The 11,329-nt window shown below is 69.9% G+C and carries 10 protein-coding genes; 5 read left to right on the top strand and 5 right to left on the bottom strand.

The annotated features are described in order from the left end of the window. Positions 1–19 precede the first annotated feature (19 nt). The gene (locus tag MZTS_RS17700; protein ID WP_009866017.1) at positions 20–457 is read right to left on the bottom strand and encodes a DUF3597 domain-containing protein; all 438 of its coding nucleotides are present in this window, start codon (positions 455–457) and stop codon (positions 20–22) included. Between the two features lie 199 nt (positions 458–656). Here MZTS_RS17700 and MZTS_RS17695 point away from each other — a divergent pair, with 199 nt between their 5' ends. The 5 genes from MZTS_RS17695 (at position 657) to MZTS_RS17675 (ending at position 4,115) form a co-directional block, all read left to right on the top strand. Then, positions 657–1,682 carry an ABC transporter substrate-binding protein gene (locus MZTS_RS17695; RefSeq protein ID WP_192284827.1) on the top strand — a complete coding sequence of 342 codons (1,026 nt, stop codon included), beginning with the start codon at positions 657–659 and terminating at the stop codon, positions 1,680–1,682. A gap of 36 nt (positions 1,683–1,718) precedes the next feature. Continuing rightward, positions 1,719–2,471: an ABC transporter permease gene (locus MZTS_RS17690; RefSeq protein ID WP_192284826.1), complete on the top strand. Its 753-nt coding sequence runs from the start codon at positions 1,719–1,721 to the stop codon at positions 2,469–2,471. Then, positions 2,468–3,232, top strand: coding sequence for an ABC transporter ATP-binding protein (locus MZTS_RS17685; protein WP_192284825.1), 765 nt, complete (start codon positions 2,468–2,470; stop codon positions 3,230–3,232). Before MZTS_RS17690 ends, MZTS_RS17685 begins: the two co-directional genes overlap by 4 nt. Positions 3,233–3,363: 131 nt before the next feature. Then, a complete protein-coding gene (locus MZTS_RS17680; RefSeq protein WP_192284824.1) occupies positions 3,364–3,798 on the top strand; it encodes a tellurite resistance TerB family protein in 435 nt (144 codons plus the stop codon). A 122-nt stretch (positions 3,799–3,920) separates the two neighbouring features. Beyond that, the gene (locus tag MZTS_RS17675) at positions 3,921–4,115 is read left to right on the top strand and encodes a hypothetical protein (RefSeq protein ID WP_009863060.1); all 195 of its coding nucleotides are present in this window, start codon (positions 3,921–3,923) and stop codon (positions 4,113–4,115) included. Positions 4,116–4,153: 38 nt separating this feature from the next. On the opposite strand, the gene MZTS_RS17670 is transcribed toward MZTS_RS17675, so the two are convergent. The 4 genes from MZTS_RS17670 to MZTS_RS17655 all read right to left on the bottom strand — a co-directional run. After that, entirely contained in the window at positions 4,154–5,773 is a 1,620-nt protein-coding gene (locus MZTS_RS17670) for a peptide chain release factor 3 (protein WP_192284823.1), read from the bottom strand. A 108-nt stretch (positions 5,774–5,881) separates the two neighbouring features. Then, positions 5,882–9,061, bottom strand: a complete 3,180-nt coding sequence (locus tag MZTS_RS17665) for an efflux RND transporter permease subunit (protein WP_192284822.1) — start codon at positions 9,059–9,061, stop codon at positions 5,882–5,884. Positions 9,062–9,063: 2 nt separating this feature from the next. Next, the gene (locus MZTS_RS17660; RefSeq protein ID WP_192284821.1) at positions 9,064–10,173 is read right to left on the bottom strand and encodes an efflux RND transporter periplasmic adaptor subunit; all 1,110 of its coding nucleotides are present in this window, start codon (positions 10,171–10,173) and stop codon (positions 9,064–9,066) included. 185 nt (positions 10,174–10,358) lie between these two features. Continuing rightward, the coding region (locus MZTS_RS17655) for a TonB-dependent siderophore receptor (RefSeq protein ID WP_246482158.1) at positions 10,359–11,329 on the bottom strand (971 nt) is incomplete at its 5' end.

Here is an 11,329-nt window from a genome sequence, read left to right as displayed (position 1 = left end):
TTGCGCTGGTGCGCGAGGATCAATCCTTGAGGTCGGCGGGCACCTTGCCGCCGTTCTCCTCAAGCTTTTTGATGACCTGCTTGTGCAGCCAGACATTCATGGAGGCCGAGTCGTTCTTGTCGCCGCTGTAATGCAGCTCGTCGGCGAGCTGTTGGCGCGCGTGCAGGCTCGAATCGAGATCGAGCAGTTTCAGCAGGTCGACGATCGAGGTGCGCCAGTTCAGCTTCTGCGGGTTCTTGGCGGCGAGATCGTTGAGGACGGCCTCGACATCGACCGAGCCGCCCGAAGGGGCGCCGCCCCTGGTGGGCGTGGAGGCCGGCGCGCTGCCGCCGCCGGAGGAGGGTTGGGCCTGCACTTCCGAAGGCTTGGAGGACGACGGGGCCGCCTCGGCGGCTTGCGCCTCCGACGAGCCGAACGGGTGGAGGATCTTGCTGACGATGCTGCCGATGAGGCTCATGGCGTGACCTATCCTCTTGTCTGCCGGCGGCAGCTTTGCCGCGTTCGGCTGGATAAAACGGCAGGACCGGAACAGCTGTTCCGTTGCGGGCCGGCAAAGCTTTCCTGTCCCGCAGCGCGCCTGACCGCCGCCTGAGATTGGAAGATCGGGCGTGCTGTGCCATGGGAGGCACTGTCCCGCTTCCCTGGAACCCCTTTCGATGCGCAATCTGCTCAAGGCCTTCGCCCTGGTCGCGGGGCTTCTCGCCCTCCCCGTTCTCCTTGCCGCCCCGCTCGCCGCCCAGACCGTGCCCGTGCGCATCGGCGTGATTCCGGTGGTCGGCGCGGCACCCATCTTCGTCGCCAACGGCGAGGGTTGGCTGAAGGAAGCCGGGCTCGCCCCCGCCTTCACCACCTTCGAGTCGGGGCCGAACATGATCCAGGCGCTCGCCTCGGGCACCATCGACGTCTACGTCGCCGGCATCGCGCCGCTCGCGGTGGCCCGCACCAAGGGCATCGATGTGCGGGTCGTGGCCGCCACCGCCATCGAGGAGATGGTGTTCGTGGCCGCCCCCAAGCTCGCCCCCTATTTCGAATCGGCCCCGTCCAAGGCGGAGGCCTTCAAGCAGTTCAAGGCGAAGGAGGGCCGCCCGGCCCGGCTCGCCACCCAGCCGCCGGGCTCGGTGCCCAACACCACCCTCCAGCACTGGCTCTGGCAGGTGGCGAAGGCCGACAAGGCCGATGTCGAGATCGTCTCCATGGGCATCGACGCGACGCAGCAGGCGCTGCTCGCCGGCGCCGTCGACGGCGCCTCGATCCGCGAGCCGGCGCTGACCATCGTCCAGGGCCGCAATCCGAAGATCAGGCTGATCGCCACCGGCGGCGAGATGTTCCCCGACCAGCCCGGCACCGTGGTCGCCGTCTACGGCAAGTTCGCCGATGCCAACCCGAAGGCGGTGGAAGGCTTGGTCTCGGCGCTGGTCAAGGCGACCGACCTCCTGAAGAAGGATCCGGCCCGGGCCGCCGGGCCGGTCGAGGCGGCGCTTGGCAAGGGCATCACCGATGTCGCCACGATCCAGAAGGCGCTGTCGTCGCCGGCCGCGAAGTTCGTCGTCGATCCGCGCACGATCATCGAGGCGACGAAGAAGATGCAGGCCTATCAGGTCTCCATCGGCACCCTGGACAAGGAAGCGCCGACCGATGGCCTGTTCGATCCCAAGCCCTTCGACGCGGCCACAAAGCCGTGATGCCGCCGCTCCACCCCTGAGCCCGATCGCCGTCCCATGACCTCGTTCCGCTCGGCCGCCCTCGCGGCCGCGGGGCTCGCCGCCTTCCTCGTCCTGTGGGAGGCCGCGCCCCGGCTCGACCTCATCAACCCGGCCTTCCTGCCGCCGCCCTCCTCCATCCCGGCCGCCTTCGCCCGGGAGATCTCCGGCGGGGCATGGCCGCGCGCGGTGGCCGAGAGCCTGAGCCACTACGTGGTCGGTCTCGTGGCCGGCGCGGGGGCGGGCATCGCCCTCGGGCTCGCCTCCGGCATGTTCGGCTGGTTCGAGAGCCTGACCGCCGGGATCGTGCGGCTGCTGCGGCCGATCCCCGGCCTTGCCTGGGTGCCCTTCGCGATCATCTGGTTCGGCGTCCAGCCCTCGGCCGCCGTGTTCATCATCGCGGTGGGCGTGTTCTGGATCGTGTTCTTCGCCACGCAGGGCGCGGTGCGCGGGGTCGACCGCGATCTGATCGAGGTCGCCAAGGCCTTCGGCTTCCGCGGCGCCTGGCCCCGGCTGACCAAGATCCTCCTGCCGGCCGCGACGCCGGGCATCCTCGTCGGCCTGCGCACGGCCTTGGGTCAGGCCTGGATGGCGGTGGTCGCCGCCGAGATCTTCGGGGTTCCGGGGATCGGCGCGCGGATGATGCAGGCCTCCTCGCTCCTCTCCACCGATATCGTCGTGGTCTACATGCTCACCATGGCCGCCCTCTACGGCCTGTTCGATACCGGCTTCGTCGCCCTGCAGGGCTGGCTGCTGCGGTGGCGCGCATGACGACCCCTTCCCCGATCATCGACATTCGCGGCTTGAGCCTCGCCTACGAGCGGGACGGGCGGCGCACCGAGATCCTCTCCGCCCTCGACCTCGCGGTGCCGCGCGGCCAATTCCTCGTCATCGTCGGCGAATCCGGTGTCGGCAAGTCGACCTTGCTGCGCGTGCTGATCGATCTCGCCAAGCCGAGCGGCGGCACGGTCACCCTCGACACCGACCCGGCGACCCGCACGCCGATGGCCCTGGTCTTCCAGGATGCGCGGCTTCTGCCCTGGCGCCGGGTGATCGACAACATCGCCTTCGGCCTCGAGCGGCACGGCCTCGCCAAGTCCGAGCGCCGCGAGCGGGCGGCGGCGATGCTCAAGCTCGTCGGCCTGTCCGACCTCGCCGGCCGCTGGCCGCACCAGCTCTCCGGCGGCCAGCGCCAGAGGATCGCCATCGCCCGGGCGCTCGCGGTGGAGCCGGAGGTGCTCCTGATGGACGAGCCCTTCTCGGCGCTCGACAGCTTCACCCGCGAAGGGCTTCAGGACGAGATTCAGCGCATCAAGGCGCAGACCGGCAAGACGGTCCTGTTCGTGACCCACGACATCGACGAGGCGGTCTATCTCGCCGACCGGGTGGTGGTGCTGGCCGGCAGCCCGGGGCGGATCGCGGCGGATGTCTCCATTGCCCTGCCCCGTCCGCGCCAGCGCCGGGATGCGGCCCTGGTCGAAGCGGCGCGCCACCTGCGGGCGGAGCTGTCGCGGCGCTCGGCGGAACTCTGAAGCTCCCCTTCTGGGCGATCCGCCCTTTCCGGGGCCGGGGAACCACCTTTCGGGTCTTCGCCCTATCTTGACGGTTCTACGGCCGCGTCGGAACCTGCGACGGCCCGGATAGGGTACCTCGGGAGAGCAAGATGGGGTTTTTTCAGGACGCCCTCGTGCGTTTCAACCGGGTGGTGATGTCCTACGCCGGCGATGCCGTGTTCATGCAGGCGGCGGTCTCCGCCGCGGCCAACGTGATCGTGGCCGACGGCGACACCGACGAGGAGGAGATCGAGGCGGCCCTCGTCAGCATGCGGGCGAACCCGATCCTGGAGAAATCCTACGATACCCTGGCCCTGGAGCGGGCGCTGTTCGAGGCCTTGGCCCGGGCGGAGCTGCGTGCCGGGCGGCTGGAGAACCTGCAGCAGGTCGCGGCCATCGCCGACCGTCCGCAAGAGCAGCGCCAGCACGTCTTCCTCATCGCGGCGGATGTCGCCGACAAGGGCGGCATCACCGAGAGCGAGCACAAGGCGCTCGACGAACTGGCGAAGGCGCTGGAGGTGGATAAGGCCGCCCTGCTCGGCTGAGGCCGGGCGGGCATGGAGACGCTGCGAGGCAGGAGCGCCCGCTCGGGCGCGGCACAATCCGCGCGGCCCCTTCGCTGGGCCGGTGGCCTGCTTATCTTTCGGGCTCGGACAGGAGGGCAGCCATGTACAAGGTAACGGGAACGGACCCTTCCGGGCGGACGCTGGCCTTCGCCTGCGGGACCGACGAGCAGGCCCTCGAAAAGACCTGGGAGCTGGCGCGACGCGGTTTTCGCAACGTCTCCGTCGCCGATCCGAAGGGGCGCGAGATGAGCGCCCTCGCCTTCGAGCGCTCCCTCGATTTCGACTACGATTCTTGAGGCCGGCGGGGCGGGCGGCGCAGGAGCGGGAAACCCGCTCATGCCGCCCGCTTCTGATAATCCTTCACGTCGGTGAACCGGATCTTCTCCCAGCGCTCCTCCTCGTAGCGCAGGGAGAAGGCGGTGGTGGCCATGAAGACCGGCGCGCCGTCGAGATCGCTCGCCATGGCCGAGCCGTGGGAATCGATGAACTTGTCGATCTCGGTCTCCGAATCCGACTCGATCCAGCGGCAGACCGTGAAGCGGCTCGTCTCGAAGTCGATCGGCAGGCCGTATTCGGCCTGGAGCCGCTCCTTCAGCACGTCGAGCTGGAGGGCGCCGACCACGCCGACGATGGCCGGCGAGCCGTCCTGCGGCACGAAGACCTGGACCACGCCCTCCTCGCCCATCTGCTGGAGCGCTTCCTTCAGCTTCTTGGCCTTCATCGCGTCGGTGAGCTTGATCCGGCGCATGATCTCGGGGGCGAAGCTCGGCACGCCGCGGAACACGATCTCCTCGCCCTCGGTGAGCGTGTCACCGATGCGCAAGGTGCCGTGGTTGGGAATGCCGACCACGTCGCCGGCATAGGCCTCGTCGGCGATGGCCCGGTCCTGGGCGAAGAAGAATTGCGGCGCCGAGAGCGACATCGGCTTGCCCGTGCGCACGAGCTTGGCCTTCATCCCGCGCCGGAGCTGACCCGAGCAGACCCGCATGAAGGCGATGCGGTCGCGGTGGTTCGGGTCCATGTTCGCCTGGATCTTGAACACGAAGCCGGTCATCTTCGGCTCGGTCGGCTGCACCGCGCGCTTGTCGGCCTCCTGGCCCCGCGGCGGCGGGGCGAAGCGGGCGAGCCCGTCGATCAGGTCGCGCACCCCGAAATTGCGCAAGGCGCTCCCGAAGAAGACCGGCGTCAGATGGCCTTCGCGGAAGGCGGTGAGATCGAAGGTCTTCAGGCCGCCTTCGGCCAGTTCCACCTCCTCGCGCCATGCATCGGCCGCGCCGTTCTCGGTCAGCAGCGTGTCGAACAGCGGATCGCCGGGACCGGAGACGGTGATCATGCCGGCATCGTCGGCGGCATCGAGCCGGCGGACGCGGTTCTGACCCAGTTCGTAGGTGCCGGCGAAGTTGCGGCCGAGGCCGATCGGCCAGGTGACCGGGGCCACGTCGAGGGCGAGCGTCTTCTCGATCTCGTCGAGGGTCTCGAACGGATCGCGGGCCTCGCGGTCGAGCTTGTTCACGAAGGTGACGATCGGGATGTCCCGCAGCCGGCACACCTCGAACAGTTTTCGCGTGCGCGCCTCGATGCCCTTGGCGGCGTCGATCACCATCACGGCCGAGTCGACGGCGGTGAGCGTGCGGTAGGTATCCTCCGAGAAGTCCTCGTGGCCCGGCGTGTCGAGCAGGTTGAAGACGCAGTCGCCGTACTCGAAGGTCATCACCGAGGTGACGACCGAAATGCCGCGCTCCTTCTCGATGCCCATCCAGTCGGAGCGGGTCGAGACGCGGTTGCGCTTGGCCTTCACCTCACCGGCGAGCTGGATCGCTCCGCCGAACAGCAGCAGCTTCTCCGTGAGCGTGGTCTTGCCCGCGTCCGGGTGCGAGATGATCGCGAAGGTGCGGCGCCGGGCGACCGGATCGGCCTTCGGGTCGGCGGGTTTGGATTCGGTCTGCATCAGCATGGCGGGCACCGGCCGCCGGGTTGCGGGCGGCCGCTCGTCTCGAAGGGGGGCCGGTCGGTGCCTGCTCTCTACGCGCTCCGCGCGTCCTACGCAAAGCCGGCCGGCATCCTAGACGACGCTCTCCCGCGGCCGGAAGCGGGCGAAGCGCCAGGCCAGCACCGGCAGCACGGCGAGATTGAGCACGGTCGAGGTCGCGAGGCCGCCGAGGATGACCTGCGCCATCGGGCCCTCGATCTCGCGGCCCGGCTCGCCGGCGCCGAGCGCCAGGGGCAGCAGCCCGAGCCCGGTGACGAGGGAGGTCATCAGGATCGGCACCAGGCGATCGGCGGCACCCTCGATCGCCGCCGCCGCATTCCACGCGCGCCCTTCCACCAGCACCAGATGTTCGTAATGGGCGATCATCATGATGGTGTTGCGCAGGGAGATGCCGAACAGGGTCACGAAGCCGACGATCGAACCGAGCGAGATCACGGCCCCCGTCGCCCCGACCGCCAGCACGCCCCCGACGAAGGCGAAGGGCATGTTGACGAGGACGAGGGCGAGGTTGGCGAACGAGCCGGTGACCATGGCCAGGAGCAGCACGATCCCGAGCCCGGCGAGGCCGGTATACAGGGCCAGATCCTGCCGCGCCCTGGCCTGGGCCTCGGCGGCACCCCCGAACCCGACATAGACGCCGGCCGGCAGCGTGACCTCGCGGGCGATCTTGCGCTTGGCCGCCTCGGTGAACGAGGCGACGTCGCGCCCCTCGACATTGGCCGTCACCACCCGCACCCTTTGCGCGCCGACATGGCCGACGGCGTAGCGGCCGGAGGTCTCGTAGACCTCCGCGACATGGGCGAGGCGGATATAGCTGCCGCTCGGGGTTTTCAGCGGCAGGTCACCGAGGGTGGAGACGCGGGTGCGCGCGGCGCGGTCGAGGGCGACCACGACGTTGAACACGGCGTTGCCCTCATAGGCCTGGCCGACGATGTCGCCCTGATAGGCGGTGCGCACGATCTCCAGCACCTCGATCGGGTCGAGGCCCCAGTGGCGCAGGTCGGCCTGGCGCAGGCTGACGGTGATCTGCGGCAGGCCCGGCGGGGATTTCAGCTGGACATCGGCGGCGCCGCGAACCTCGGCCAGCTCCCGCGCCACGTCCCGCGCCGCCGCCTCGATCCGGTCGAGATCCGTGCCGTAGAGGCTGACCACCACCGGCGCGGTGAAGCCGGAGACGACTTCCTCGATCCGCTCCGTCAGGAAGGTCTTGAGCGAGAAGCTCGCGCCGGGCGTCGCCGCCATCAGGGCGCGGATGCCGGCCTCCGCCCGCTCCTGCGCCGCGCCGTCGAGCCCCGGTTCGAGGTCGATATGGATCTCGCTGTCGTGGGTTCCCCCGAGATCGTAGCCCGCCTCGGCCCGGCCGACCTGCTGGGCGACCGCGCGGACGCCGGGGACCGCCTTCAGGCCGGCGGTGACATGGGCGCCGAGCCGCAGGGTCTCCTGGAGGGACGTGCCCGGCGCCGAGGCCATGTGCAGGATGAGGTGGCCTTCCTTCAGGTCGGGCAGGAAGGCACCGCCGAAGAACGGCAGCAGGGCGCCCCCCGCCAGCATCGTCACGAGGCTCGCGCCGATCACGAGCCGCGGGTGCCTGTCGAGGCGGGTCAGCCCGCGGGTGTAGAGGCGCCGTAGCAGCCGCGTCACCGGCGGATCCTGCACCGGCAGGTTTTCCCGCCCGGCGAGCAGCAGACGGGCCAGGGCCGGCGTCACCGTCAGGGCGACGACGAGGGAGGTGAGGACGGCGAGGATGTAGGCGAGCGCCAGGGGCCCGAACAGGCGCCCGGACACGTCGGTCAGCGCCAGGACGGGCAGGAAGACGAGCAGCACCGCGAAAGTGGCGTAGGCGACCGAGACGCGCACCTCCAGGAAGGCGTCGCGCACCACCCGCGCGCCCGGCCGGGGCGAGCCCGAGCGCCGGTTCTCGCGCAGGCGGCGCATGACGTTCTCGACGCCGATCACCGCATCGTCGACGACCTCGCCGATGGCGATGGCGAGACCGCCGAGCGTCATGGTGTTGAGGCTCTGGCCGAGGGCGCCGAGGACCAGCACCGCCCCGATCAGCGAGAGCGGGATCGCCGTGGCGCTGATCAACGCCGTCCGCCAGTCGAACAGAAAGACGAACAGCACCACCACGACGAGAAGGCCGCCGAGCACCAGCGCCTGCATCACGTTGCCGGTGGCCTGCGCGATGAACCCTGCCGGGCGGAACAGGTCGGTGCGCAGCACGATCCCGTCCCGCTCGAGTCCGGGGCGCAATTCGGCCAGGGCGGCCTCGACCTTGGCGGTCACGTCCAGGGTGTTGGTCCCGTATTGCGCGCCGACCATCAGCAGCACCCCCGGCTGGCCGTCGATCAGGGCCGCGCTGATGGCCGGTTCCGGCGCGTCGGCCACGTCGGCGACATCGCCGAGGACCACGCTGGCCCCGCCCTCGTTGACCAGCACCGTGCGGGCCACCGCCTCCGGGGTCAGGGATTGCCCCTCGGTTTGCAGGGCGATGCGCTGGTTGGCGGTGTCGATGAACCCCGCCCCGCGCACCCCCGTCGCCTTCCTGGCGGCGGCGAGCACGTCGTTGATGCCGATGCGGAAGCGGATCAGATCCTGCGGCCGGATCTGGATGCGGATCGAGCGCACGTCGCCGCCATAGACCAGCACCTCGCCGACGCCGGGGGCGGCGAGCAGGCGCAGGCGCAGGTTCCAGTCCGCCACTGTCCGCAGATCCATCGGCGAACGGGTGGAGGAGGTCAGGCCGACCAGGAGCACGGAACTCGTCGCCGTGGTCAGCGCCGTCATCGTCGGCGGCAGCACGCCCTGCGGCAGCCGGCCCGCGACCGAGGCCAGGCGCTCGTTCACGAGCTGGCGCGCCCGGTAGATGTCGCTGCCCGAGCCGAAGGTCACGGTGACGACCGACAGGCCCTGGATCGAGTTCGAGCGCATCGTCGTCAGCCCGGGCAGGCCGCCGATCGCCACCTCCAGGGCCTGGGTCACCAGCACCTCGACCTGCTCCGGGCTGAGCCCCGGAGCCTCGGTCTGCACCGTCACCGTGGGCGGCGCGAATTCCGGGAAGACATCGTACTGGGCCGAGCCGAGGGTGACGAGACCATAGAACAGAAACGCCAAGGCCGAGGCCAGGACGATCCCCGGCCGGCGGACCGCGAAGGCGACGAGGGAGGCCTGCAGGCCGGAGGGGGCGACGCGCGCGGAAGCGGCGGGCTCGTCCGCCCGCGCCGCCGGGCGATCGCGCTGTTCGGTCGGCATGCTCAATCGTCGTCCGCGTCGGCGGCGGTCTGCCCCTGGCCGCGCATCTCCTCGGAGAGCAGCGCCTGCGGTCCGGTCACGACCAGTTCCGCCTCGGGCCCGAGATCGTCGACGACGAAGGCATCCGCCGAGATCGGCACGTCGAGCCGCAGGGGATGGCGGGCGAAGGCGTCGTCGCCGACGCTTCGGTAGATCCAGGCATTGCCCTGCCAATGCACCACCGCGCTTTCCGGGACCGCGATGCCCGTCGTCGCGCGATCGGAGGTGAGGAAGGCCATGACGCTCATGCCGGGCAGAAGTCCGCTGTCGCCGGCCACCGTGTAGAAGTAGCTGACCCCCTGGATGCGCTGGTCGGTCCGGGTCGCGGAGGAGACGTAGCGCAGGGCGATGCGCTGGCTCTGCGGCGGCACCTCGACGAAAGCCGTTTCCGGCGGCGTCTTGAGCGCGCCGCCGGGCGGCAGGGTCACCTGAACCAGGAAGTCGGCCCGTTCGATCAGGCGGGTGATCCTCGGCGCCCGCTCGATGATCGCCCGGCCGATCACGGGCCCCCATTCCTGCTGGGCGGTCGCCGCGAGCGTGCGCAGCTGCGATTGCGCGGCGGCCAGGGCCGCCTCGTCGGTGCGGAAGGTGCCCTCGGCGGTCTCCAACTGGACCTGAGTCGCGTATTGTCCGAGGTTGCGGGCACGGGCATAGGCGCTGCGGGACACCTCCGCCTTCGCCTCCGCCGTCTGCAGCTGCGCCTTGGCGCTGGCGTAGCTGTTGGTCAGCTCTGTGACCCGGGCGAGATCGAGGATCGTGCCGTAGGCCTGCAGCTCGATCGGGTGGGGCTGGCGCACGAGCCGCACCGTCTCGACGCCGATCCGCTCCTGCTCCGCATCGGACAGCCGCACCACGGTGCGTCCGCCCTCCACGCTGGTGCGCGCGAGCGGTCGGGACTGCGTGGGCGTCGGGCTATGGGCGAAGGCGTGCGGGCCGGAGATCCGGCCGCGCAGATCGGTGACGATCAGGCCGGCCCGACCCAGCAGGCTGCTGCCGGTTTCCGTCAGCGCCAGGGCGCCGAGCGCGCACCCGCCCAGCATCAGCCCCGCGGACAGAATCGCCCGCTGTCGCATCCCTCGCCTCCCTGCACCCGCCTTCTCCGTGCGATTGCCACTTTTGCCCGAACCCCGTGGGACGGTCCAGCGCAATCAGGCCGCTGCGCCAGCCCATGGCGGCCTGAGCGGGGTGGCTGGAGTTCGGGATGGATGCCTCTGCCCCCCGCAAACGGGGCGCCGATCCTCGCCCCGTTGGCTTCCCGTCACCAGCGGTAGATCAGGCTGCCGATCACGGTCGCGGGAGCTCCGCGATAGCAGAATCCGGCTTGGCAGGTGTAGTAGTCGCGGTCGAACACGTTGTTGGCGTTCACCTGGGCGCGGAAGCCCTTGTACTTCGGATCGATCGCCGCGAAGTCGTAGGCCAGCAGCGCATCGAACAAGGTCACGGTCGGGTTGCGGACGGTGTTCTCGTCGTCGGCGTAGCTGTTGGCGTTGAAGCGGATGCCGCCGCCCAGGGTGAGGCCGCTCAGGGCCGAGCCCGGCGGGAACAGGTAGGTCAGGAAGCCGGTGAAAGTGTCCCCCGGAATGCCGGAGAGGGCATTGCCGTCCAGAACCTGCCCCGAAAACGAGGACTGGCTGAGATAGCGCAGATCGAGATGCGTGTAGGCCAGGGTCAGGTTGGTGCCGGGGGCGAAGGTGGCGATCGCCTCCATTTCGAAGCCGCGCGATTCGACGGCCCCGGTCGCGATCTGGAAGGCGATGTTGTTCGGATCCGTGCGCAGCACGCTGCTCTGCACGATGTCGAAGCCGGCGACGCTCGCCTGGATGTTCGTGCCCGGGATCAGGTACTTGATGCCGGCCTCGATCTGGTCCCCCGTCGCCGGCCGAAAGGCGCGTCCCGAGGCGTCAGTGCCCGGCTGCGGCGCGAAGGTGGTCGCGTAGCTGGCATAGGGGACAAGCCCGGGCGCCAGAAGATAGTTGAGGCCGACGCGGCCGGTGAAGGCTCGGTCGTTCTGCTGCGTCGCGGCGCCGGTGGTGTCCACCGTGTTCTGGAACACCCAGTCGTAGCGGCCAGTCAACGTCAGCACGAAGCGGTCGAACTTGGCCTGTTCCTGTAGATACAGCCCGACCTGATCCTGAGCTATGCAGGATTTTAGGTGACGGAGGCGGTCAGGCGGCGCGGTGATCTGGGCTCGCGGTGACCTCGGTCCCGTCGCGGAATAGGCCGCTGGCA

Source organism: Methylorubrum zatmanii, assembly GCF_014845115.1.
In the GTDB taxonomy this organism is placed as follows: Bacteria; Pseudomonadota; Alphaproteobacteria; order Rhizobiales; family Beijerinckiaceae; genus Methylobacterium; species Methylobacterium zatmanii.
This window is presented reverse-complemented; position numbering and strand designations above follow the sequence as displayed.